This is a genomic window from Aeromonas sp. D3 (assembly GCF_027705025.1).
GTDB lineage: Bacteria > Pseudomonadota > Gammaproteobacteria > Enterobacterales > Aeromonadaceae > Aeromonas > Aeromonas salmonicida.
In genome coordinates this window covers 94,183-118,729 of sequence record NZ_JAPDBE010000009.1, presented here as the reverse complement: position 1 = coordinate 118,729, position 24,547 = coordinate 94,183, and the positions used below count along the sequence as shown (strand labels likewise).

The following is a 24,547-nucleotide window of genomic DNA, read 5'->3' as shown; positions in this document are numbered from 1 at the left end:
GTCAAACTCCTGTTCGATTTATAGACAATTTATGACGCATGACATAGAAGAAGCCCCATAAGAAACTCATTTAAATCCCAAAACTGTGTCGAGAACGCCATTTTAGTTTCATCAGACATTGGTATAGTGAACTCAGGATCAGTGAGGAGAATTCCCATGAATGGAACCTATTACCAACACATACTGGCCGCTATCGACCTGTCGGAAGATAACCGCAAGGTGATCGAGAAGGCGGTTGATCGGGCCCGTTCCAACGGCGCCAAGCTGTCCGTGATCCATGTTGATGTGGACCTCAAGGATCTCTACACCGAGATGATCGATATCGACATCGACAACGTGCAGGATCAGGTGATCGCCGAAGCGAAAGAGAAGCTGGAGACCTTCCTGGCCTCGGTGGACTACCCCATCGAGAAGAAGCTGGTGATCTGCGGTGATCTGAGCGAACGGGTCAACCAGGCGGTCAAGGACTACCAAATAGACCTGCTGGTGTGCGGTCATCGTCAAAGCTTCTGGAGCCTGCTTACCTCCAGTGCCCGTCAGCTGATGAATACAGTACCCTGCGACCTGCTGGTCGTTCCCTTGCAGAAGTGATCAAACTGGCGTAGTTTTATTTGCCATGAATATGACCATCTTCAATCACAACTACTGGTGGTGCTGCTTCTAAACAGGCGGCACTGCTTTTCTATGTAGAATATCCCAAAGAAAACACCGTGACCGCCGAGAGGCGGTCATTGTTTTTAGCCCTTTGTCGCCTCCCGGCCCACCCCACTGGAGAGAGTGACATGCACAACCCCATCATACTGACCGGCGATCGTCCCACCGGCAAACTGCACATAGGCCACTACGTCGGCTCATTGCGTCAGCGCGTGGAAGCCCAGCACCACTACCGCCAATTCGTGATGATCGCCGATCTGCAGGCACTGACCGACAACGGCCACAATCCGGCCAAGGTGACCGACAACGTGCTGGAGGTGATGGCCGACTACCTGGCAGCCGGCCTGGATCCTGCCAAGACCACCTTCTGCCTGCAAAGCGCCCTGCCCGCCCTCGCCGAGCTCACCACCTATTACCTCAATCTGGTCAGTGTCGCCCGGCTGGAACGCAACCCCACCGTCAAGGCTGAGATCCAGCAGAAAGGGTTCGAGCGCAGCCTGCCGGCCGGTTTTCTCATCTATCCGGTCAGCCAGGCCGCCGACATCACAGCCTTTCGCGCCACCCATGTGCCTGTGGGTGAAGATCAGCTGCCCATGCTGGAGCAGACCAACGAGATAGTCCGCCGCTTCAACGCTCTGGTGGGTAAAGAGGTGCTGACCGAGTGCCAGCCGATCCTGAGCGACACCGGCCGCCTGCCCGGTATAGACGGCAAGGCCAAGATGTCCAAGTCCCTCGGCAACACCATAGAGCTCGGCATGTCAGCGGAAGAGGTCAAGCAAGCTGTGTTCGCCATGTATACCGACCCCAATCACCTCAAGGTGAGCGATCCGGGTCAGGTGGAGGGCAATACGGTATTCGCCTATCTGGATGCCTTCCATCCCGACAGGATGCTGGTGGCCGAGATGAAGGCCCATTACCAACGCGGCGGGCTGGGCGACATGCGTTGCAAGCAGGTATTGAATGACTGTCTGCAGACCCTGCTCGCCCCCATGCGGGAGCGGCGCCAGGCGGCGATTGCCGACAAGCGTCAGCTGCTGCAGCTGTTGCAGCAAGGCACGCTGCAGGCCCGTTTACTTACCGACGAGGTGCTGGCGGAGGTAAAAAGCGCCATGGGGCTGGATTACTTCGCCGGGCTGGGTTGATCCGCACTGCGCTGGGCCACACTGCCCAGCGCATCCGCGCCATAGCGCTCGAAGGCAAGTCGGTGCAGCAACCCCTTGAACCAGCCAATGGCCTGGTCATGGGCGGTGAGCGGGTGGCCCGCCATCAGGTAGACGATGGGGATATCCGGGTTCAGCTGATGCAGGCGCAGCGGGTAGTAGCGGCAGAAGTGGCGCCCTATCATCTCGGGTACCACCACCAGATAGCGGCCGGTCGCCATCAGCGGCGGGACCGCCATAAAACTCGGCAGCCGCACCCCCAGCTCACGCTCAACCCCGAAACGGGCCAGCCAGAGATCCACCATGGCCTGACTGTGGCCCCAGCTGGAGGTATGGATATGAGGGCGGCTGACCAGTTCGGCAGGCCCCAGCACCTCGGGCAACTCACTGCCCAGCGGTGACAAACAGACCAGCGGGTTGTTGAACCAGGGCTCGCGCCACAGCCGGGGCGAGAAGTGATTGGCATCGGCGAACCCGATCACCAGATCCAGCTCCCCCTTCTCCAACTCTCGCTCGTAGTCACTGTCTGCCAGCTCGCACACCTCCAGCCGGCAGTGTGGTGCCTGCCGGTGCAGCTGTTCCACCAGCGCCGGTACCAGACCGTGCTCCACCGAACCCGGGGTGGCGATGCGAAAGATCCGCCGCGCGCTGGCGGGATCGAACCCCTCCGCCTGCCGCAATCCCTGTTCCAGCATGGCCAGCGCCTGACGCACGGGTCCTGCCAGGGTCTTGGCTCGCTCGGTCGGCATCATTTCGCGCCGACTCATGACGAACAAGGGGTCATCCAGCGCCTGCCGCAACCGCCCCAGGGCGTGGCTGACGGTGGACTGGGAGAGGTGCAGACGCTCGGCGGCGCGGGTGACGTTTCGCTCCTGCATCAGCATGTCGAACACGGTCAGCAAGTTGAGGTCGAGGCGGGAGAGAGGGAGTTCCATCGATATCTGCCATAGTTGAATGACGACAATTCATTTTTGGCATAGTAGCAGATTGCATAGAATGCGCTGGCGAATTACATCGGAGATTAACATGCGTAGCTATCTGTTGTTGCTGGCGATTGGCCTGTTGTGGGGCTCCCAGTTCATTTTCATGCATCAGGCCGTGACCGAGTTGCCCCCCATCATGGTGGCGACCGGACGAGCCTTGTGCGGCAGCTTGACCCTGGGTCTGCTCTGCCTGTTCATGCGTCTCAAGAGCGAGCACACACCATGGCGCACTTACATGCTGATCGCCCTGCTCGATGCCACCCTGCCCTTCATCATGGTGGCCTGGGGTCAACAGTATGTGGATAGTGCCATCGCCGCCGTGGTAATGGGTTGTATCCCCTTTGTCACCATCTTGATGGCCCCCCTGTTGCTTTCCGGTGAAAAAATCACCAAGGGCGGTCTGGTCTCGGTGATCATCGGCTTCATCGGTGTGCTGGTGCTGTTCTGGCCGAAACTGGCCAACGGCATGAACGCCGGCCTGCTCGGCGCAGTGGCCATACTGTTCGGGGCCAGCTGCTTTGCCATCGGCCTGCTGATGATCAAGCGCTTCGCCAAGGACCACCCTGTGGTGGTGGCGCGCAACATACTGATCTCTTCGGCTATCCAGCTGATGCTGGCGGCCCCCTTCCTGACCGATCTGAGTGCGCTCACCATGCCGAGCCAGCATGCCATCAGCGCCGTTGTCGTGCTGGGTGTCTTCTGTACCGGTCTGGTCTACTTCCTCTACATGGCGCTGATCCAGAAGGCGGGCCCGACCTTTGCCTCCTTCAGCAACTATCTGGTGCCGCTGTTCGGCGTCATGCTGGGTGCCATGTTCCTCGGCGAGCAAATCCAGTCCACCACGGGTGTGGCACTGGCCCTGATCCTGGGCTCGGTCGCGCTGAACCAGTGGGCACAGCAACGACGCGCCCAGCGGGAGGCTGCCCTATGTCAGGCATCCTGACCACCTTGTGTGGTGGCCTGGTGCTGATTGCCGGTTGGCAATATCGCCACCGGCTGGCCGGCCTGCTCGGCCTGCTGATGGTGCTGCTGCCCTGGTTCTTCGACAGCAAGCTGCAAGCCATGCTGAGCTATGCGTTGAGTGTCTGACATCCATCTCTGAATGTGTGACGAGAGTGTATCTCTCCTGTTTTTGGGACCGTTTTAAAAAAACCTCCGATTTGTCCCCTCTACCGGCGCTCTGCGCCGGTTTTTTTATTTCTGCATTTTCATGCTCTTGCATTGGACAGGTGTCCGACGTGAGGGTCACCTCAGGTAGCGATAACTGAGGCGCTCATTCTTGCGCGGGCCTGTGATCTCCCAGCTCAGCAGAAAGCCGCTGTCGCTCTCGGTCAGCTCGGCACTGTAGTGATCCTGGCCACACAGATGCGGCTCGACGGTCAGCCAGCGGCCATCCCCTTGCGGCAACAGCTCGAACAATTCCACCGGCTGGGCATAACGCAGGTGCGATAGACGGATCCCCCGATCGCCGCGCTGCCACCAGAAGCGGTTGTGCATGGTCAGTACACGGCCATGGGGCGTGGTGTAACGGCCCGTCTCGGCGAACAGCCAGCCCCCCTGATGATCGGTCACCTCCACATCTCCCTCACCACGACCACACCAGTCAGTCGCGGAACCCGCACCATTGCTTGCCTCGAAGGCAAAGGCGCGGATCTGTGGCAACTGGTGCCATAAACGCTGGATCACAGCTTCCATCTCGGCCATCATAGCGCCCTCAAAATTGACAACTGACGATAAATCAAACACATGAACTATTTGATAGGGGTTACCCTGCTCTGGTCATTCTCCTTCAGCCTGATCGGGGTCTATCTCGCCGGCCAGGTGGATGCCTACTTCTCCGTGCTGACGCGCATCGTCCTCGCCAGTCTGGTGTTTCTGCCCTTCCTCAGACGCCGCTGGCTGCGGCCTGATTTCGCACTCAAGCTGATGGGACTCGGCGCCATCCAGCTCGGCATCATGTATCTGTTCTACTACCAGTCCTTCCTGCTGCTGACGGTGCCGGAAGTACTGGTGTTCACCATCTTCACCCCCCTCTACGTCACCCTGCTGCACGACCTGCTGGAGCGCCGCTTCAAGCCTGTGTATCTGTGGGGCGCTCTGCTGGCGGTGCTGGGGGCAGCCGTCATCCGCTTCGACGGGCTGACCGAAAGCTATGCACTGGGATTCCTGGTGGTGCAGGGTGCCAACCTCAGCTTCGCCATGGGACAAGTGGGCTACAAGGTACTGCTGGCACGGGAAGCACAGCAACCGCCACAGCAGGCGGTGTTCGGCTGCTTCTATCTGGGAGCACTGGCTGTCGCCCTGCCCGCCTGGTGGCTGCTGGGCAAGCCGCAGTATCCGACTTCCGGTTTACAGTGGGGCATTTTGCTCTGGCTGGGAGTGGGAGCCTCCGGCCTCGGCTACTTCCTGTGGAACAAGGGCGCGACCAGGGTCAGCAGCGGTGTGCTGGCCATCATGAACAACGCCCTGATCCCGGCGGGCCTGCTGGTCAATCTGTTGATCTGGGGCAAGGATACCAATCTCGCCAGGCTGGCCATTGGCGGCCTGCTGATGCTGGCCTCCCTCTGGATCTGTCAGCGCGCCAGCGTGAGCAAGCATTAACCAACGACGGCATTGTGCTCCCGTCTGGCCTGACCGTGGCAGGTCGCCAGCCGGGCCAGCAAGTGATCGATATGCTCGCCGGCCTGGCTCTGCACCAGCCCGACACTGACGGTCACAGGCCGCTGCGGCAGCAGGCTGGCATCGGCGATCTCGAGGCGCAATCGCTCGGCAATCTCGAGGCCACTCAAGCGATCGGTCTGGGAGAGCATCAGGATAAAACCGTCCTGATCCCAGCGGGCGAAGGGATCTTCCCGCCGCAGCTCGTGGCGCACCATGCGCGCCAGCTTGGCCAGCATGGCATCGCAGGCCGCTTCGCCAAACAGTTGCTGGATCTTGGCACTGTGGTCGACGGTAAACTGCAACAGGCTGAAACTGCCGCTCTCGGTCGCCAGCCGCTCGTCGAGCAGCTGTTCGAAGTGGCTTCTGCTCTCCAGTCCGGTAAGGGGATCCGTGCCATGCCGCTCTTCCGCCACCGCCTGTGACTCGAGCAGGCGTACTACCCCCAACACCTGACCGTGAACATCGCGCCGGGCCCGCTCTTCCAGCCGAACGTAGTGACCGTCGTGATGCAGGATGCGGTACTCGAGCCGGATCTGGGGCACTCGCCCGCTCTGACAGGCAGCGAGAGCCTCCTGCAGCACAGCCACATCGTCGGGATGCACCCGTTCCAGCCAGCCGAGATCGTCCAGACCGGTTTCACTCAATCCCAACAGACGCAGACAGGAGAGATCCCGCTGCACACCCTGTTGCGGGCTCCAGCTCCAGAGCCCCGCCTCCAGCAGAGCCATGGCATCCGCCATCAGCGTCGGATCAAACCGGGTGACCACTTCCCTCAGGGGAGCCTTGAGCATGTCCATCGAATGCCTCGAAACCGAATCTGAATACCTGCTCAATAAGTAACATTGGCTCTCGCGCCGAGCAACAGGGTCAGCTCGCTTTTACCTGATAACCGCTCATCAGCGCCTGCCAGTTTTCCGGCACGAAGTGAAAACTGGTGTGCAATTGGGACTCTTTACTGAAGGAGCGTTGCAGCCGTTCCAGATTGGCCTGCTGCCAGCTGCCCGGGGAACGGATCGCCCCCTTGTCGAAGTCGATCACCCACACCTTGCCCTCCTTGTCGAGCAGCAGATTGTGGCTGTTGAGATCCGCATGATAGACACCCGCATCGTGCAGCTGGCGCACCGTCTGGCCTACCTTGTGCCACACTTGGTCGGCGATCGGCCCCTGCTTGAGCAGGGCCACCAGGTCCTTGGCACCGCGAATGCGTTCGATAAGGATATCGGCGCGATAGAAGGGGCCCTGCTTGACCATGCGGGCCGCAAACGGGCGCGGCACCGGCAAGCCCTGCTCGCTCAACTTGGCCAGCAGAGTGTATTCGGCCATGGCCCGGCTGGATTCCACCCCCTCGAACCAGAAGCGATCCCGCACCACCTTGCCCACCATGCCGCCACGATAGTAATGACGCAGCACAAGATGACGGGATTCATCCTTCACGAACCAGGTCACACCGCGCCCTATGGCAGAACCCACCACCTGGCGATGTGTCTGCCACCAGGCCGGATCAAACAGCTCGGGAGAAGGGTCACGAAAAACCCCTTCGGCGTACCAGCAGATCTGGTTGTGTTCGGTCTGTATTCGCATCTTGGTGATTCCGGTCGGTCAGTAATCGCAATGGTTCGATTCACGATAAGGCGGCTTGCCAGCACGGACCCGTGCACCTTGTGAGGAGCAGGGCCGGTACCGGCTGCCAGTTGCGCGCAATTTTACAATCCACAGGGGAGTTTGCATAATGCCATCCATCCATTTTTCCACCATAGCGCCACATCATGCCGCTGTTCCAAACGCCGCCTTCTTCTATCTGCATACTGCGACTCTCCGCCATCGGGGATTGCTGCCACGCGCTGGCGCTGGTGCGCGTCATCCAGCGGGCCTGGCCCCAGACTCGCATCACCTGGATCACCGGCAAAATCGAAGCAACCCTGTTTGCCGACTTGCCCGGGGTCGAGGTGATCGCTTTTGACAAGAGCAAGGGTTGGTGCGGTTATCTCGACCTGTGGCGCACCCTCAAGGGACACAAGTTCGATGCGCTGCTCCACCTGCAGGCGGCCATGCGCGCCAGCATAGCGACGCTCGGTATCAAGGCCAGGGTCAAACTCGGTTTCGACAAGGCGCGCGCTAACGACGGTCAGTGGTTGTTCACCAACCACAGGGTTCCCTCCCCCACATCTCCCCATGTGCTGGACGGTTTCCTTGCCTTTGCCAAAGAGCTCGGCATCAAGGATCTGACACCGGACTGGCAACTGCCCATCAGCGCCGAACATATAATCTGGGCCAGGGAGAAAATCGGCGGCAAACCGACTCTGCTCATCTGCGCCGCCGCCAGCAAGGCATTCAAGAACTGGACTGCCGAAGGCTATGCTGCGCTGGCGGATCACGCGGCCAACAAGGGCTTTCAGGTCTACCTGTGCGGCGGCCCGGCCAAACTGGAGCGGGATCTGGCGGCCGACATACAGCGGCTGAGCCAGAGCAAACCGGTGGACCTGGTGGGGCAGACCAACCTCAAACAGCTGCTGGCCCTGATTGATGAAGCGAGCCTGGTGCTGGCCCCCGATACCGGCCCCACCCACATGGCAACCCTGGTAGGCACGCCGGTGATCGGCCTCTACGCCCACCACAATCCGGCTCGCACCGGCCCCTATTTGTGCCGTGACTACGTGGTCAGCGTCTATCAGGTACTGATCGAACAGGAAACCGGCAAGCCGCTGGCCGAGCTCGGCTGGCGCACCCGCCTCAAGGATCCGGATGCCATGGGCAAGATAGGGATTGAGAGGGTCATCACCACCTTTGACCGGCTCTGCGCCGATCGTCACCTGCCCGGCTGAGGGCGATTCGGAAATTCCGAGCCATGAGGCAGGGATAACCTGATGGCCCCTGTCCCACCTGCGGGGCAGAATGGCAGCCGATGTGGGTTACGCTCCCGCAGCAAGCAACGAATACTTTGATCGGCTGGAATATGATTCCAGCCGTTTTTTTATCCGCCGCCTTCTGATAAAATTCGCCGCCTTTACATCCTCCCGACTCAAGAATTTCCTGCGTTTTGCGTTTGGCTGTCTCCCTTTCGGGCACAAGACGGCAGCCTCTGCTACAACCAAAACGCAGCTCTAGATAATAAGGTAATGACATGGCGCAACAAGGCACTCTCTATATCATCTCCTCCCCGAGCGGGGCGGGTAAATCCAGCCTACTCAATGCCTTGCTGACCAAACACAACCCGGCTGGCAAGATGCAACTGTCGGTTTCCCACACCACCCGCGCCACTCGTCCCGGCGAAGAGAACGGGGTGCACTACCACTTTGTGCAGGTGGAAGAGTTCAAGGAACTGATCGATCGCGGTGACTTTCTGGAGTGGGCAGAGGTATTTGGCAACTATTACGGCACCTCTCGCGCCGCCATTGAAGCCTGCCTGGCTCAGGGGATCGACGTCTTCCTCGACATCGACTGGCAGGGCGCCCGCCAGATCCGCGAGCAGATGCCGACCAAATCCATCTTCATTCTGCCCCCCAGCCGCGCCGAGCTGGAACAGCGCCTGATCGGACGCGGTCAGGACAGCGCCGAGGTGATTGCCGGCCGGATGGCGAAAGCCATTGCCGAAATGGTGCACTACGACGAGTATGACTATGTCATTATCAACAAGGACTTTGAGCTGGCACTGTTCCAACTCAGGGCCATTATTGAGTGCCAACGGCTGGAAATGCATCAGCAACAGCAGGCACAACAAAACTTGCTGCAACAGCTACTGGCAGAATAGGCCAAAAACAAGTAAACTTTTGCGTCATTTTTAAACACTGCTTTTTTAAACACAGAAAGCCCAAACACTGGAGTCCTGCATGGCACGCGTTACTGTAGAAGATGCTGTAAAACAGGTAGGTAACCGTTTTGACCTGGTGCTGGTCGCCGCCCGCCGCGCCCGCCAAATCGCGGTTCAAGGCAAAGATCCCCTGGTCGACGAAGAGAACGACAAGCCGACCGTGATCGCCCTGCGCGAGATCGAACTGGGTCTGGTGAACAATCAAGTGATGGATACCCAGGACCGTTACGAGCAGCAAGAACAGGAAGCCGCCGAACTGGCAGCCGTTGCTGCCATCGCCGAAGGCCGCGGTTAAGTAAGTAATTTCCCATGGTCGGCGCCCGCCCGGGTGCCGACTGTTCTTCCCATTTACAACCGCTCGAAAACCTCGCAAACTCAGGACTATTCCTCAATTTCACGGATTGCCGTTTCACCGCTGCGGGGACTGTCTTGTATTTATTTGAAAATCTTAAAGAAATAGCCAGTTCCTACCTGCCTCCAGAGCAGGTTGAGAAGCTCAGGCAAGCCTATGTGGTGGCCCGTGATGCCCACCAGGGACAGATGCGTTCCAGTGGCGAACCCTATATCACCCACCCGGTTGCCGTTGCCCGCATTCTCGGCGACATGCGACTCGATCACGAAACCCTGATGGCCGCAGTGCTGCACGACGTCATCGAAGATACCCCCGTGACCAAGGCCGATCTGGCCGCACTGTTTGGCGATGCCGTCGCCGAACTGGTGGCCGGTGTCTCCAAGCTCGACAAGCTGAAGTTTCGCGATCGCAAAGAAGCTCAGGCCGAAAACTTCCGCAAGATGGTGATGGCCATGACCCAGGATATCCGGGTCATCCTGATCAAGCTGGCCGACCGCACCCACAATATGCGTACTTTGGGTTCGCTGCGGCCGGACAAGCGCCGCCGCATTGCCCGCGAAACCCTCGAGATCTTCGCCCCCATCGCCAACCGCCTCGGTATTCATACCATGAAGAACGAGCTGGAAGAGCTGGGTTTCGAGGCGCTCTACCCCATGCGCTCACGGGTATTACGAGAGTCGGTACGCCGCGCCCGCGGCAATCGCCGTGAAATCATCGACTCCATCCAGAGCGAGATCGAGGGCCGCCTGCATGAGGCCGGCATCGACTCCCAGGTGAGCGGCCGCGAGAAGAACCTGTTTTCCATCTACAACAAGATGGAGAAAAAAGAGCTGCAATTTCATGAGGTAATGGATATCTACGCCTTTCGCGTCAGAGTGAAGGACATAGATACCTGTTACCGGGTGCTGGGGCAGATGCATAGCCTCTACAAGCCGCGCCCCGGTCGCTTCAAGGATTACATCGCCATCCCCAAGACCAACGGCTATCAGTCGCTGCACACCTCGCTGGTGGGGCCCCACGGGGTGCCGGTGGAGGTGCAGATCCGCACCGAGTTCATGGATCAGATGGCCGATAAAGGGGTTGCTGCTCACTGGGCCTACAAGCAGGATGGCGACAGCTCGGGCACCACGGCCCAGATCCGCGCCCAGCGCTGGATGCAGAGCCTGCTGGAGCTGCAGCAGAGTGCCGGCAGCTCGTTTGAGTTCATCGAAGGGGTCAAGACAGATCTGTTCCCTGACGAGATCTACGTGTTCACTCCCGAAGGTCGCATCATGGAGCTGCCCACGGGTGCCACGCCGGTGGACTTCGCCTACACGGTACACACAGATATCGGCCACGCCTGTGTGGGCTCACGGGTTGACAGACATCCCTACCCCCTCAGCAGCCCGCTCTATTCGGGGCAGACGGTAGAGATCATCACGGCACCGGGCGCCCGTCCCAATGCGGCCTGGCTCAATTTCGTAGTGACCACCAAGGCCAGATCCAAGATCCGCCAGTTCCTCAAGAACCTGCGCACCGAAGAGTCTGTGGTGCTGGGCCGCCGCCTGCTCAACCATGCGCTTGGCGCCAAGAACATCGAAGACATTCCGGAACCCCGCATCAAGCAGGTGCTGGCCGATACCAAACACGAAAACCTGCAGGGTCTGCTGGCCGATGTGGGCCTGGGCAACGCCATGAGCGTCATGGTGGCGCGCCGCATGCTGGGCGAACTGCCGCCGGAAGAGCAGCCCAAATCCAGCAGCAAGAAGATGCCGATCAAGGGTGCCGACGGCATGCTGGTCACCTTCGCCAACTGTTGCCGCCCGATCCCTGGGGATGCCATCATTGCCCACATCAGCCCGGGCAAGGGGCTGGTGATCCACCAGGAAGCCTGCCGCAATATCAAGGGATACAGCCGCGAGCCGGACAAGTATCTGCCGGTACAGTGGGAGGTAGACAAGGATCAGGAGCAGGAATTCCGCACCGGCATCAGCGTAGAGATAGTCAACCATCAGGGTGCACTGGCCGAGCTGGCCAACGTGATTGCCGCCACCGGCGCCAACATTCACGCCATCAGCACTGAAGAGAAGGATGGCCGTGTCTATCTGGTCACCCTGCTCATCACCACCAAGAGCCGCATCCACCTGGCCAACATCATGCGCAAGATCCGCGTGATGCCCAATGTGCTCAAGGTGAGCCGACAAAAGAACTGAAAACAGGCGGCGCAAGCCGCCTGCTGCTTTTATAGAGACAAGCCATGATCCCCGAATGCCTCAAGCAAATCAGTATCATACTGACCCAGCCTCAACCCGGCTCAACCCGCTTGCTGCGCACTCTTGGCACACCCGCCTCACCCTATAGAAACTGATATGACTCCTGAACGATTTAAACGGATTTCCGACATGCTGGCCCAGCGTCAGCTCGACTTGACCGTCTGCATGGAAGAGGTTCATAAACCTCACAACCTGGCCGCCATAGTGCGTACCGCCGATGCCATTGGCATCCACAGGGTGCATGCCGTCTGGCCCAAGACCTGGATCCACAAGCGCAAGGGCACGGCCCGCGGCAGCCAGAACTGGGTGGATGTGAAGCTGCACCCGGATATCGGCAGCGCCGTGGCCGAGCTGAAAGCCTCCGGCATGCAGATAGTGGCGACCCACCTATCGGAGAGCTCGGTGGACTTTCGCACCATCGACTACACCAGACCCACCGCCATTCTGGTGGGTCAGGAGAAACACGGCATCGGTGAAGAGGCGCTGGCGCTGGCCGATCACCATATCGTCATCCCCATGGTGGGCATGGTGCAGTCCCTCAACGTTTCGGTGGCCGCCGCCGCCATCCTCTACGAGGCCCAGCGCCAGCGCGAGCTGGCCGGTTGCTATCAGCGCAGCTGCCCCCTCACGCTTGAAGAGCAGAACACTATCTTGTTCGAGGGGGGCTACCCCATCTATGCCCAGCTATGCAAAGAGAAAGAGATGCCCTATCCCCAGCTCGGCCCGGCTGGTGAAATTCTGGCGGACGAGGCCTGGTGGCAACGGATGCAGCTGACCCGCAAGGGCTGGGCTGCACAACAGGAAGATCCCCAGGATATGGAGTATCCAACCGATGAAATTTAACTGTCTGCCCCTGCTGGCACTGACCCTGTTTTCTGCCGGAGCCCTAGCCGTGACCAATTCCTATCCGCTGACATCCGAAGCCGAGGTCCCCGCGCTTTACCAGCAAACGCTGCCCGACTTCTGGCGTACACATGCTATCGAGGGGGAGTTCAAGGCCAGAGACGGCGTCACCATCCGCTATGCAGCCCTGCGAAAGGCCAAGGTGGATCGCGCCATCGTCATCGTCAATGGTCGGGTCGAGAGCTATCTCAAGTATCAGGAACTGGCCTGGGATCTGTGGCGCCAGGGCTACAGCCTCTACCTCATCGATCACCGGGGACAGGGCTTGTCCGACCGTATGCTGGCCGACAAGCAGAAAGGCTATGTTGCTGATTTCGAAGATTATGTGGTGGATCTCAAACAGTTCCACGACCAGGTCATCATGGCAGATCAGCCCGCCAAACTGTTCCTGCTGGCTCACTCCATGGGCGGTGCCATCTCAGCGCTTTACCTGGAACGCTGGCCGGATGATATCAAGGCGGCCGTGCTCTCCTCCCCCATGATGGGCATCAACCTCGGCGGTCTGCCCAAATGGCTGGCACAGGGACTCGCGGCCAGCATAGACACGGTCGGCAGCTGGCTGGGCGAACCACCCTATGGTCCTGGCCAGGGCAGCTACCAGTCACACGAATTTGCCGATAATGGCCTGAGCCACAGCGCGCCGCGCTATCAGGCGTTTCGCGATCTCTACGAACAGCACCCGCAAATCAAGCTGGGGGGGGTGACAGCCCACTGGATCCGCGAAGGGATAGCCGCCGGAGACAGCGCCATTGCCGCCGCTGATCGGATCAAGACGCCACTACTGCTGCTGCAGGCGGGGGAAGACAGCGTGGTGGACAATGCCGCCCAGGATGCTTTCTGTGCCAAGGCCAGATGTGAAGGGGGCAAGCCGCTGCGGATAGAGGGCGCCTGGCATGAGCTGTTTATCGAGGCAGACCCTCAGCGTCAGGCCGCACTGAGCGCGACCCTGGCGTTCTTCGAGCGCTTCTAGCGCTGGTTATTTTTTGGATCCCTAAATAAATGGGGTGACGCAAAACGCTGGGGTACACTGCCCCGGCGTTCAATTGATGCCGAGGTAATGATGTTCAAGGTAGTTGTATCCGATCTCGATGGCACCCTGCTCAACAAGCAGCACCAGATCTCCCCCCGCACCCGTGACACCCTGCACCGTCTGGTGGAACAGGGGATCAAGTTCGTGGTGGCCACTGGCCGGCACCATGTGGATGTGCGCAGCATTCGCGACACGCTCGGGCTGGACATCTACCTCATCACCTCCAACGGTGCCGTGGTGCACGACAAACAGGATCAACTCATCTTCAATCAGGCACTGCCAGCTGCCGTGGCCGCCGAGTTGATCGCGCTGGATCGCGACCCCTCCATTCACCTCAATGTCTACTATGGCGACGAATGGCTGGTAGAAGAGGAATTGCCCTGGTTGCTGCAATTCCATGACGAGTCCGGCTTCACCTACCGCCTCACCGACCTCGCCACCCATCCGATGGACAAGGTCAACAAGGTCTTCTACATCGGCGAGCACGAAAAACTGCTGCGGATCGAGGCTCACCTCAACCAGCATTATGGTGATCGACTCAACGTCACCTTCTCCCTGCCGGACTGCCTCGAAGTGATGCACGCCGGGGTGCACAAGGGCAATGCCGTGCGCGCCGTGCTGGCACAGCATGGACTGGATATGTCTCAGGCCGTCGCGTTCGGGGATGGCATGAACGACTTCGAGATGCTGGACATGGTGGGCCGTGGCGTTGTGATGGGCAATGCTCACGACCGTCTCAAGCTCGCCTTGCCGGCAAATGAGCAGACCCTGAGCTCGGACGAAGATGGGGTTGCCATCTATCTGGAGCAGCTGTTCGCCCTCAGTACTGCTGGCGCAGCCTGACCCGTGACAGCATGGATACCACGACTGTGGTATCCATGCTGTTTGGCAGATATTTCAAATCGAGACACAGGCGAAATCTCCCTCAGCCTGCAACTTGCCCCACATCTCCTATCGCCTCACCAGATGAGGCTTTTCAGATTCAACTGCTCCAGCATGCTAGCGCTACTCTTCCACTCGAAACTCTGGTTGGCACCACCGTAGCACTCCGCCAGCCGGAGCGGTGTGCCGGGCTTGTGGCGACGACCGGCGACATCCAGACACCGATCAACCTTGTGATTGAGCAGACGATCCGCCTGCCACTGCCATTGACGGCTATCATCCTGACACTCAGCCAGCACGAGCTCGCTCACCCCCTTGGCCACCAGACAGCGCTGCTCAAGCTGCAGGGCGCCGGCATCCCAGTTGAACTGCTGTCGGGTTATCTTTTCACAAGGTTGAGTGATCAGTTGATCCTGGGCATTCAATGCCACACAAAAACCACCGCTGGTCATCAGGGCAGAAGGAGCATCGATGGCCTGCCTGGGGGCGGCGCCCATCAGGATTTCATCCGGCTTGGGTTTGTACGAGCAGCCGCTGAGGGCCACGACAACCAGCGCCAACGTGCTGGCGCGAACTGTATTATGGTGCATATGACATTTTGGCCTGAAAAGTGTTCAATAATGCCCACTTTGCTGTGGGTCTGCGGCCCAGCATACCCGAAGCGGTGACAGGAAAGTGCCAACAGAAGTGTAAACAGACGTGACAAACACAGAGGCGGGGAAGAGAAGAAACGCCGGAAAGCGAAAAACCCCGCCGAAGCGAGGTTTTTCTGAATATGGTCGGTGATAAAGGATTCGAACCTTTGACCCTCTGGTCCCAAACCAGATGCGCTACCGGGCTGCGCTAATCACCGAGACAATTTTTTCACTGCAACACTCTTTCAAAACATCAAGACAACTACTTTCGGTCATCTTCATCATACAGCAAGTATGGTGCGAAGAGAGGGACTCGAACCCTCACACCCGGGGGGCACTAACACCTGAAGCTAGCGCGTCTACCAATTCCGCCACCTTCGCATACCTGACAAGCTGTAAAATGGGGTGGCTGATGGGGCTCGAACCCACGACAACCGGAATCACAATCCGGGACTCTACCAACTGAGCTACAGCCACCACAGCTGTTTTCGTTCCACAACACGCCCGTTTAACCGGCGCACTTTAAATGGTGCGCCCGACAGGATTCGAACCTGTGACCTCTGCCTCCGGAGGGCAGCGCTCTATCCAGCTGAGCTACGGGCGCTACGCTGTCGAACGGGGCGCATTATTGATGATGGGGGCAGGCTTGTCTACACTTTTTTGCTCCCGCCAAATCAACCGCTTGTTTTTCCATCGTTTATGGCGCTTTTTCACCATTTTTGTTTCATTCAGGCTGGATCCAGCTCTGCAACGCTAATTTGTTCCCCCCCCTAATGGTGATGCATCCAGCAGCGGAACTTGACTTGCTTCAATGCCCCCCTAAAATGAATGAACGTTCATTCAGCCGTTGTGATAATCGAGTCATGAACAAGAAAGAACGCATTTTCAATGCGGCTCATGAAATTCTCGGCGAGCAGGGTTTCCACGGTCTGTCCATTGCCGTGGTTGCCAAGAAAGCCAAGGTGGCGGCGGGCACCATCTACCGTTACTTCAGTGACAAAGATGACCTGATCCGCCAGCTCTATCAACACAGTATCCTCCAGTGTCATCCCCTGGTCATGGAAGGTGTGCAGATAGAGGAGGTGTCATTTCAGCAATTTCGGCGTCTGTGGCTCAACATCCACGCTTTTTTTGCCGACGACCCCAACGCACTCAAATGCAAGTTGCAATATGAGTGTTCCCCGTTGGGAGCCGAACTGGAGAAAGACCCGGTCATCATGGCCGCCTGGGCGCCTCTGGATCGCTTCTTCGAACGGGGACGTGAACAGGGTCTGTTTATCGATCTACCCGTCCGGGCACTGCAGGTGCTGAGTCTGGACTGTGTGGGAACTCTGGCGCTACAACGCCAGGTTCATCACTTTGAGCTGACGCAAGAACAGCTGGAAGCCGCGATCCGGGCCAGCTGGAATGCCATTTTAACCCCCAATTTTTCCACCTCAGGAGTCTGTTCATGAAAAAGTGGATGGCCATCATGTTGCTGATAGCGCTCGTCTTGTTTGGCAGCGTCATCGGCTTCAATATGTTCAAACAGAAGAAGATTGCAGAGTTCATGGCCAACCGGCCTGAGCCCGAGTTCCCCGTCACCGCCATGGTGACCAAGTCCCAGGACTGGGTGCCGACCATAGAGGCAATCGGCTTCATCGAGCCGAATCAGGGGGTAACACTCTCCAGCGAACTGGCAGGCACAATCGATGCCATCACCTTCGAGTCGGGCAAACCGGTCAAGGCTGAGCAGCTGCTGCTGAGCCTGGACTCCAGCGTCGAGAAGGCCAATCTGCAAGCCTCCCTGGCCAAGCTGCCGGCGGCGCGAGCCAAGTTCGAGCGTTTCCAGAACCTCTACAAGAAGAGCTCCATCTCCAAGGATCAACTGGATGATGCCGAAGCCAGCTACCGTTCACTGGAAGCGGACATCGACAGCTTGAAGGCAACCATTGCCCGTCGCCAGGTACGTGCCCCCTTCGGTGGCGTGGTCGGTCTGCGCAACGTCTTCCTCGGCCAGTACCTGCAACCGGGTACCGACATAGTGCGGCTGGAAGATACCAGTGTGATGCGCCTGCGCTTCACCGTGCCCCAGACCGATATCTCCAAAATCACTCTGGGCCAGACCGTCAAGATCAATGTGGACTCCTATCCGCAAGTGCAATTTGACGGGCATATCACCGCCATTGAACCCGCAGTCAACTACCAGAGCGGCCTGATCCAGGTACAGGCAGACATCCCGAACAACGGCGGTCAGCTTCGTTCCGGCATGTTCGCCCGCGCCAGCATCATTCTGCCCACGGTAAAAGACCAGGTTGTGATCCCGCAATCCGCCATCTCCTTCACCCTGTATGGCGAGAACGTCTATGTCATTCATGAGGCGGACGGCGTGAAACGGGCCAAGCAGGTAGTGGTCAAGGCGGGTGAGCGTCGCGGCAATGACGTGCATGTGCTGTCCGGCATCAAGGCTGGAGACCAGATAGTGCTGTCGGGTCAAGTTCGCCTGAGCAACGACACCAAGGTACACGTGGTCGAAAACGATGCCCTGGCCGTTCCGGCACAAACCCCGATGCTGTAAGCGCGGAGATCTGCAATGCGATTTACTGACATATTTATAAAACGGCCTGTGCTGGCGATCTCGCTCAGCTTCCTGATCGCCCTGCTGGGCTTTCAGGCCATCTTCAAGATGCAGGTGCGCGAATACCCCGAGGTGACCAATACGGTGATCACGGTCAGCACCAGCTACTATGGCGCCAGTGCGGACCTGATCCAGGGATTCATCACCCAGCCGCTGGAGCAGGCGGTAGCACAAGCCGACAATATCGACTTCATGACCTCCTCCAGTCAGCTGGGCAGCTCCACTGTCACGGCCTTCATGAAGCTGAACACGGACCCCAACGCAGCGCTCTCCGACATACTGGCCAAGGTCAACTCGGTACGCTCCCAGTTGCCGAAAGAGGCGGAAGACCCCTCGGTCACCTCCTCCACCGGCTCGACCACGGCAGTACTTTATCTTGGCTTCACCAGTCCAGAACTGAGCTCCAGCCAGATCACCGACTATCTGGAACGGGTCATCAAGCCGCAGCTGTTCACCGTGGGCGGTGTGTCCAAGGTTGACCTCTACGGCGGGGTCGAATTTGCCCTGCGGGTATGGCTGGATCCGGCCAAGATGGCAGCCTTCAACCTGACCGCCAGCGACGTGATGACTGTGCTCAACAGCAACAACTATCAGTCAGCCACCGGTCAGGCGACGGGTTACTTCACCCTGTTCAACGGCAATGCCGAGACCCAGGTCAGCGATACCGACGAGCTGAAGCGGCTGGTCGTCGCCACCCGTGACGGCAAGGTGATCCGCCTCTCCGACATTGCCAAGGTGACGCTGGAGAAGAGCCACGACATCTATCGCGCCAGTGCCAACGGTCGCGAAGCCGTGGTCATGGCGGTCAACGCAGCACCGACAGCCAACCCCATCAACATCGCCCACGATGTACTGGAGTTGATGCCGAGCCTGAAGAGCAACATGCCGAGCACCATGCAGACCAATGTGCTGTATGACTCCACCATCGCCATCAACGAGTCCATCCACGAGGTTATCAAAACCATACTGGAAGCGGCTGCCATAGTGCTGGTGGTGATCACCCTGTTCCTTGGCTCCTTCCGTGCCGTCATCATCCCGATTATCACAATACCGCTCAGTCTGATCGGCGTAGTGATGATGATGGATCTGTTCGGTTTCTCCATAAACCTGATGACCCTGCTGGCCATGGTACTGGCCATAGGTCTGGTGGTGGATGACGCCATAGTGGTGCTGGAGAACGTCGATCGGCATATCAAACAGGGGGAGGAACCCTTCCGGGCCGCCATCATAGGGACCCGTGAGATAGCCGTGCCGGTTATCGCCATGACGGTCACCCTGGCGGCTGTGTACGCGCCGATCGCCCTGATGGGCGGCATCACGGGTTCCCTGTTCAAGGAGTTTGCCCTGACCCTGGCGGGGGCGGTGTTTGTCTCCGGCATCATAGCCCTGACTCTGTCGCCCATGATGTGCGCCAAGATGCTCAAGGCCAACGAAAAGCCTGGCAAGTTCGAAAGCACGGTTCATCACCTGCTGGAACGGATGACAGACCGCTACGACAGCATGCTGCACGCCGTGATGCAAAAGCGCATCGTGGTCGTGGTGTTTGCCGTCATCGTATTTGGGAGTCTGCCGCTGCTGTTCAAATTCATCCCCAGTGAACTGGCTCCGTCGGAAGACAAGGGGGTGATGGCCGTGCTGGGTACGGCACCGTCCAACGCCAACCTGGACTACATCGAAAACACCATGGCGGACGTGAACAAGATCCTGGATGAGCAGCCGGAAATCGCCTACTCCCAGGTCTTCTCCGGTGTGTTCAATGCCAACCAGGCCTTTGGTATCGCCTCCATGGTGCCCTGGAGCCAGCGTGAAGCGAGCCAGAAAGAGGTACTGGACCGGGTTGCCAATCTGGTGAAAGACATCCCCGGCATGGCCATCACCACCTTCCAGTTCCCGGAACTGCCAGGTGCGTCGAGCGGTCTGCCGATCCAGTTCGTCATCACGACGCCGAAGAGCTTCGAAAGCCTGTTCCTGATCGCCGGTGAAATGCTGGCGGCCACCCAGGCCAACGGCCAATTCGTCTATTCGGATCTCGATCTGAACTACGACTCCGCCACCATGAAGATCAAGATCGACAAGGACAAGGCGGGTGCCTACGGCATCACAATGCAGGACATAGGTATCACCATGGGCACCATGATGGCGGACGGTTACGTCAACCGTATCGACCTGGATGGCCGCTCCTATGAAGTGATCCCGCAGGTCGAGCGCAAGTACCGCATGAACCCGGAATCCATCAAGGGTTACTACGTGCGGGCGGCTGACGGTAAATCCATCCCGCTGGGGAGCCTCATCAGTATTGAAGTAGTCGGTGAGCCCCGTGCCCTGCCCCACTTCAACCAGCTGAATTCGGCCACCATAGGCGCAGTACCGGCACCGGGCGTGGCCATGGGGGATGCGATCAACTGGTTCAAGGCCACAGCCGAAGAGAAGCTGCCGCAAGGCTATCGCTACGACTTCATGGGTGAAGCCCGTCAGTTCGTGACCGAGGGCAATGCGCTCTACGCCACCTTTGCACTGGCATTGGCCATCATCTTCCTGGTGCTGGCGATCCAGTTCGAATCCGTGCGTGACCCCCTGGTCATCATGGTCTCTGTCCCTCTTGCCATCAGTGGCGCCTTGATTGCGCTGGCATGGGGCATGGCCACCATGAACATCTACTCCCAGGTAGGCCTTATCACGCTAGTGGGTCTGATTACCAAGCACGGTATTCTGATCTGCGAAGTGGCGAAGGAAGAGCAGTTGCTGCATGGCATGAACCGGATGGAAGCCGTGATGCAGGCAGCCAAGGTGCGTCTGCGCCCCATACTGATGACAACGGCTGCCATGATTGCGGGTCTGATCCCGCTGCTGTATGCCGCGGGTGCCGGTGCGGCCCAGCGCTTCAGTATCGGTATCGTGATCGTGGCCGGTCTGGCGATCGGCACCATCTTCACCCTGTTCGTGCTGCCGGTGATCTATACCTACCTGGCCTCCGAACACAAACCCCTGCCGGTGTTTGATGAATCCATTCCGCCCAAGGCGAAAGGGAGTCACTGATACTCAAATTGACTGCTCAAGGCCCCGTTTCGGGGCCTTATTTTTATCACGCTAACGAAACACGACATAAGTGCATGAAGCAGTTAAACTAAATGGCAATATATCCAGACCGCAAGGACGCCATGTCAGGACTCTTCTCCAAGACCGCGCAGGCCGTCGGCCGCAACGGACTCTCATACCGACTGCTCTCCTATATTCTGGTGTGCAGTACCGTATTGGCGATGATCATTACGGCGCTTCAGCTTGCCTGGGATTACCGCAAGGATGTTGCCGTCATCGAAGACAGCATCGGCCAGATCGAAGCCTCCTTCCTGCAGCCCATCGCCGCCAGTTTGTGGAACCTGGATGAAGAGCAGGTCAAGGTGCAGATCGAAGGCATCATGAACCTGCCCAACATGCAATTCGTGATGGTCAAGGAGATGCTCGGCAACTCGGAAGTCCCGCTGTTGACACAGGGGGTCGAACGGGAAAGCTACGACATCTCCCGCGAATTCAACCTCACCTATCAGGGTGAAGTGGTTGGCAAGCTCTTCGTCGCCGCCTCCCTCGAGCAGATCTATCAGCGCCTTATCGAAAAGTCCGTGCTGATCCTGGTCAGTCAGACCATCAAGACGCTGGTGGTCTCATTCTGCATCCTGATCATCATTTACTATCTGGTGGTTCGTCATCTCAACCGCATCGCCAACTACGCCCAAAAATTCAATCTGGACAGGTTGGCTGTCGAACTGACGCTGGAAGGCCGCCCTCTGCCCCGCAAGAAACCCGATGAACTGGATACCCTGGTCGCCACCCTCAACCAGATGCGAGCACGGCTGAACGATGAGTTTGCGGCACGCCATCAGGCGGCAGAACAGCTGCAACAGGAGCGGGACTTCTCGGCAACGCTGATCAACTCGGCCAACATGGTCATCTGTTGCATGGAGCCGGATCTCAACATCGCCAGCATCAACCCGGCGGCCATACTGCTGACCGGCTATCACCAGCAGGAAATATTGCAGCACAACTGGCTGGATCTGTTTGTCAGCCAGGAGCAGCGGGAAGACCTGACTCTGACCCTGGCCGATCACGGCGCCATCGAGGACAAAGAGGTCATCATGCATGACCAGCAGGGCCATGAGCTGGTACTGCAGTGGACCTTCGCCCCCTTCTACGAAGGGCCCAACCTCAAGTATCTGATCGGATTCGGTTATGACATCACCCGCCTGAAGAAGGTTGAGCGGGAGATCATTCAGCTCAACGAGCTGCTGGAAGGCAAGGTGGTGGAACGGACCCGCAGCCTGAGCGATGCCAACAATCAACTGGGCAGGGCCTACGACGATCTGAAACAGGCCCAGCAAACCCTGGTGGAATCGGAAAAAATGGCGTCACTCGGTTCCCTGGTGGCCGGTGTCGCCCACGAGATCAACACCCCTATCGGCATCAGCGTCACCGCTTCCTCCTATCTGCAGGAGCGAGTGGCTGACTTCAAGCTGCATATCGACTCCAAACAACTGTCGCGCTCTTACCTCAATGAGTTCACCGTCAACCTCGATGAATCCATGCAGTTGCTGCAGAGCAACCTGAGACGCGCCTCGGAGCTTATCGCCAGCTTCAAGCAGGTGGCAGTCGATCAGTCATCGGAAGCACGCTACAACTTCAGCCTCGCTGACAACCTGCATCAGGTAGTGGTTTCCCTCGGTCACAAGCTGAAAAAAGCCCAGTGCGAAGTCGATATCCAGTGCGATCCCAAGCTGTCTATCTTCTCTTTCCCCGGCAGCTTCACCCAGATCTATTCCAACCTGATCCTCAACTCCATCAACCATGGTTTTGATAATTGGGACAAGCCCAAGAAGATCACCATCAAGGTGGAACAAGAGGGTGAAGAGCTGCTGATCAACTACAGCGACAACGGCCGCGGCATACCGCCGGAGATACTGCCGCGCATCTTCGACCCCTTTGTCACCTCCAAGCGAGGCCAGGGCGGCAGCGGGCTCGGCACCCACATCATCTACAACCTGGTGGTGCAGTTGCTGAAAGGCCGCATAAGCTGTGCCAGCGAACCGGGCAATGGCGCCCAGTTCCATATTCGCCTGCCAATCCAACATAACTGAGTGCTGGCTCTTGTGAGCCAGCCGCTTTATCCCCATCATGCTGTGATTGCCTTCTTAATGAGCGGAGAATCTCGCAATGGCACAGCATTTTGACTATATCGCCATCGGCGGCGGCAGTGGCGGTATCGCCTCGGCGAACCGGGCTGCCATGTACGGCAAAAAAGTTGCCCTGATTGAAGCCAAAGAGTTGGGGGGAACCTGCGTCAACGTCGGTTGTGTACCGAAGAAAGCCATGTGGTATGCAGGCCAGATCGCCGATGCCCTGAAATATGGCGCCGATTACGGCTTCGATACCACACTCAATCAATTCAGCTGGGCCAAGCTGGTCGAGTCCCGCCAGGCCTATATAGGCCGCATCCATCAGTCCTACCAGAATGTGCTGGGCAAAAACCAGATCACCATCGTCAAAGGCTTCGCCCGCTTCGTCAATAGCAACACGATCGAGGTCAATGGTGAACAATACACGGCCGATCACATACTGATCGCCACCGGTGGCCGCCCTGAAGTACCCACTATTCCCGGCGCCGAACTGGGTATAGATTCCGATGGTTTCTTCGATCTGCAGGCGCAGCCCAAGCGGGTTGCCGTGGTCGGTGCTGGCTATATCGCCGTCGAAATTGCTGGCGTGATGCAGGCCCTCGGCAGTGAAACCCATCTGGTGGTTCGCAAACACGCGCCGCTGCGTAACTTCGATCCCATGATCCACGAGACTCTGGTGGAGATCATGGCGCAAGAAGGGCCCAAACTGCACACCCATGCCACGCCCAAGGCGGTGATCAAGAACGCCGATGACAGCCTGACACTGCAGCTGGAAGATGGTCGCCACCTCACGGTCGACTGCCTGATCTGGGCCATTGGCCGCACGCCAGCCACCGACAATCTCAACCTGACAGCAGCCGGCATCGAACTGGACGACAAGGGTTTTATCCCGACCGACAAGTTCCAGAACACCGACGTCGCCAACATCTATGCGGTGGGTGACAACACGGGTCGCATTCAGCTGACCCCGGTGGCCGTCGCCGCAGGTCGCCGCCTCTCGGAGCGGTTGTTCAACAACAAGCCCAATGAGCACCTTGATTACAATCTGGTACCCACAGTGGTGTTCAGCCACCCCCCCATTGGCACCATAGGCCTGACCGAGCCAGAGGCCATCGCCGAGTATGGCGAGAGTCAGGTGAAGGTGTACCGCAGCCAGTTCACCGCCATGTATTCGGCACTGACACAGCATCGCCAACCCACCCGCATGAAGCTGGTCTGTGTCGGGCCGGAAGAAAAAGTGGTCGGTCTGCACGGCATCGGCTTTGCCATGGACGAGATCCTGCAAGGCTTCGGTGTCGCCATGAAGATGGGCGCTACCAAGGCTGATTTCGATAACTGCGTGGCCATTCATCCCACCAGCGCGGAAGAGTTTGTTACCCTTAGGTAGCGGTGTAGAAAAAGCAACCCACACACATAAGTAAATCTGGAAAATACCCTGCCACTGT

Annotated in this window: 22 protein-coding genes and 4 tRNA genes; 17 read left to right on the top strand and 9 right to left on the bottom strand. The window is 58.5% G+C overall.

From position 1 onward, the window contains the following. The first annotated feature begins 156 nt into the window (after positions 1-156). Both OKC28_RS08075 and trpS read left to right on the top strand, forming a co-directional pair. Entirely contained in the window at positions 157-591 is a 435-nt protein-coding gene (locus tag OKC28_RS08075) for a universal stress protein (protein WP_005319449.1), read from the top strand. A 191-nt stretch (positions 592-782) separates the two neighbouring features. Next, on the top strand, positions 783-1,796 hold the full coding sequence (gene trpS / locus OKC28_RS08070; protein ID WP_111588826.1) for a tryptophan--tRNA ligase: 1,014 nt from the start codon (positions 783-785) through the stop codon (positions 1,794-1,796). On the opposite strand, the gene OKC28_RS08065 is transcribed toward trpS, so the two are convergent. Beyond that, positions 1,775-2,749 (bottom strand): LysR family transcriptional regulator, encoded by a 975-nt coding sequence (locus OKC28_RS08065; protein WP_021140190.1) that lies wholly within the window; start codon positions 2,747-2,749, stop codon positions 1,775-1,777. The two genes, trpS and OKC28_RS08065, sit on opposite strands and share 22 nt — an antisense overlap. Before the next feature lie 91 nt (positions 2,750-2,840). Here OKC28_RS08065 and OKC28_RS08060 point away from each other — a divergent pair, with 91 nt between their 5' ends. Both OKC28_RS08060 and OKC28_RS08055 read left to right on the top strand, forming a co-directional pair. Then, on the top strand, positions 2,841-3,740 hold the full coding sequence (locus OKC28_RS08060) for a DMT family transporter (protein WP_021140191.1): 900 nt from the start codon (positions 2,841-2,843) through the stop codon (positions 3,738-3,740). Further along, complete coding sequence (locus OKC28_RS08055; RefSeq protein ID WP_005319457.1) at positions 3,725-3,886, top strand: hypothetical protein; 162 nt, start codon at positions 3,725-3,727, stop codon at positions 3,884-3,886. Before OKC28_RS08060 ends, OKC28_RS08055 begins: the two co-directional genes overlap by 16 nt. Before the next feature lie 156 nt (positions 3,887-4,042). Here OKC28_RS08055 and OKC28_RS08050 read toward each other — a convergent pair whose 3' ends face one another. Beyond that, positions 4,043-4,501, bottom strand: coding sequence for a DUF6314 family protein (locus OKC28_RS08050; protein WP_034524096.1), 459 nt, complete (start codon positions 4,499-4,501; stop codon positions 4,043-4,045). 42 nt (positions 4,502-4,543) lie between these two features. Between OKC28_RS08050 and OKC28_RS08045 the strand changes: the two genes are divergently transcribed. Further along, positions 4,544-5,398: a carboxylate/amino acid/amine transporter gene (locus tag OKC28_RS08045; RefSeq protein WP_021140194.1), complete on the top strand. Its 855-nt coding sequence runs from the start codon at positions 4,544-4,546 to the stop codon at positions 5,396-5,398. On the opposite strand, the gene OKC28_RS08040 is transcribed toward OKC28_RS08045, so the two are convergent. Beyond that, complete coding sequence (locus OKC28_RS08040) at positions 5,395-6,255, bottom strand: GGDEF domain-containing protein (protein WP_021140195.1); 861 nt, start codon at positions 6,253-6,255, stop codon at positions 5,395-5,397. The genes OKC28_RS08045 and OKC28_RS08040 overlap by 4 nt on opposite strands. A gap of 70 nt (positions 6,256-6,325) precedes the next feature. Continuing rightward, positions 6,326-7,039, bottom strand: coding sequence for a 3-deoxy-D-manno-octulosonic acid kinase (locus OKC28_RS08035; protein ID WP_021140196.1), 714 nt, complete (start codon positions 7,037-7,039; stop codon positions 6,326-6,328). 185 nt (positions 7,040-7,224) lie between these two features. Here OKC28_RS08035 and OKC28_RS08030 point away from each other — a divergent pair, with 185 nt between their 5' ends. The 7 genes from OKC28_RS08030 (at position 7,225) to OKC28_RS08000 (ending at position 14,646) form a co-directional block, all read left to right on the top strand. After that, complete coding sequence (locus OKC28_RS08030) at positions 7,225-8,280, top strand: glycosyltransferase family 9 protein (protein ID WP_270688626.1); 1,056 nt, start codon at positions 7,225-7,227, stop codon at positions 8,278-8,280. A gap of 299 nt (positions 8,281-8,579) precedes the next feature. Next, positions 8,580-9,206 (top strand): guanylate kinase, encoded by a 627-nt coding sequence (gene gmk, locus OKC28_RS08025; RefSeq protein WP_021140198.1) that lies wholly within the window; start codon positions 8,580-8,582, stop codon positions 9,204-9,206. Between the two features lie 79 nt (positions 9,207-9,285). Further along, a complete protein-coding gene (gene rpoZ, locus OKC28_RS08020; protein ID WP_005307060.1) occupies positions 9,286-9,561 on the top strand; it encodes a DNA-directed RNA polymerase subunit omega in 276 nt (91 codons plus the stop codon). A 134-nt stretch (positions 9,562-9,695) separates the two neighbouring features. Continuing rightward, positions 9,696-11,810, top strand: coding sequence for a bifunctional GTP diphosphokinase/guanosine-3',5'-bis pyrophosphate 3'-pyrophosphohydrolase (gene spoT, locus OKC28_RS08015; RefSeq protein WP_005319472.1), 2,115 nt, complete (start codon positions 9,696-9,698; stop codon positions 11,808-11,810). A 156-nt stretch (positions 11,811-11,966) separates the two neighbouring features. Next, positions 11,967-12,713, top strand: coding sequence for a tRNA (guanosine(18)-2'-O)-methyltransferase TrmH (trmH, locus tag OKC28_RS08010; protein WP_270688621.1), 747 nt, complete (start codon positions 11,967-11,969; stop codon positions 12,711-12,713). Beyond that, complete coding sequence (locus OKC28_RS08005) at positions 12,703-13,743, top strand: alpha/beta fold hydrolase (RefSeq protein ID WP_270688619.1); 1,041 nt, start codon at positions 12,703-12,705, stop codon at positions 13,741-13,743. Before trmH ends, OKC28_RS08005 begins: the two co-directional genes overlap by 11 nt. A 90-nt stretch (positions 13,744-13,833) precedes the next feature. Then, a complete protein-coding gene (locus OKC28_RS08000; protein ID WP_270688652.1) occupies positions 13,834-14,646 on the top strand; it encodes a Cof-type HAD-IIB family hydrolase in 813 nt (270 codons plus the stop codon). Between the two features lie 116 nt (positions 14,647-14,762). On the opposite strand, the gene OKC28_RS07995 is transcribed toward OKC28_RS08000, so the two are convergent. The 5 genes from OKC28_RS07995 to OKC28_RS07975 form a co-directional block, all read right to left on the bottom strand. Then, the gene (locus OKC28_RS07995; protein WP_059112355.1) at positions 14,763-15,275 is read right to left on the bottom strand and encodes an RICIN domain-containing protein; all 513 of its coding nucleotides are present in this window, start codon (positions 15,273-15,275) and stop codon (positions 14,763-14,765) included. 186 nt (positions 15,276-15,461) lie between these two features. Then, positions 15,462-15,538: transfer RNA gene (locus OKC28_RS07990), tRNA-Pro, on the bottom strand. A gap of 77 nt (positions 15,539-15,615) precedes the next feature. Next, positions 15,616-15,701: transfer RNA gene (locus OKC28_RS07985), tRNA-Leu, on the bottom strand. Between the two features lie 20 nt (positions 15,702-15,721). Next, positions 15,722-15,797, bottom strand: a tRNA-His gene (locus tag OKC28_RS07980). A 50-nt stretch (positions 15,798-15,847) separates the two neighbouring features. Further along, positions 15,848-15,924, bottom strand: a tRNA-Arg gene (locus OKC28_RS07975). Between the two features lie 259 nt (positions 15,925-16,183). On the opposite strand from OKC28_RS07975, the gene OKC28_RS07970 reads away from it, so the two are divergent. From OKC28_RS07970 to gorA, 5 genes are all read left to right on the top strand, one after another. Further along, positions 16,184-16,774, top strand: coding sequence for a TetR/AcrR family transcriptional regulator (locus OKC28_RS07970; protein WP_059112354.1), 591 nt, complete (start codon positions 16,184-16,186; stop codon positions 16,772-16,774). Then, positions 16,771-17,877: an efflux RND transporter periplasmic adaptor subunit gene (locus OKC28_RS07965; protein WP_059112353.1), complete on the top strand. Its 1,107-nt coding sequence runs from the start codon at positions 16,771-16,773 to the stop codon at positions 17,875-17,877. Before OKC28_RS07970 ends, OKC28_RS07965 begins: the two co-directional genes overlap by 4 nt. Positions 17,878-17,892: 15 nt before the next feature. After that, positions 17,893-20,973 carry a multidrug efflux RND transporter permease subunit gene (locus OKC28_RS07960; RefSeq protein ID WP_265458288.1) on the top strand — a complete coding sequence of 1,027 codons (3,081 nt, stop codon included), beginning with the start codon at positions 17,893-17,895 and terminating at the stop codon, positions 20,971-20,973. A 92-nt stretch (positions 20,974-21,065) separates the two neighbouring features. Continuing rightward, positions 21,066-23,063: an ATP-binding protein gene (locus OKC28_RS07955; RefSeq protein WP_270688613.1), complete on the top strand. Its 1,998-nt coding sequence runs from the start codon at positions 21,066-21,068 to the stop codon at positions 23,061-23,063. Positions 23,064-23,139: 76 nt separating this feature from the next. Next, positions 23,140-24,489, top strand: a complete 1,350-nt coding sequence (gene gorA / locus OKC28_RS07950) for a glutathione-disulfide reductase (RefSeq protein WP_270688611.1) — start codon at positions 23,140-23,142, stop codon at positions 24,487-24,489. The last annotated feature ends 58 nt before the right edge of the window (positions 24,490-24,547 follow it).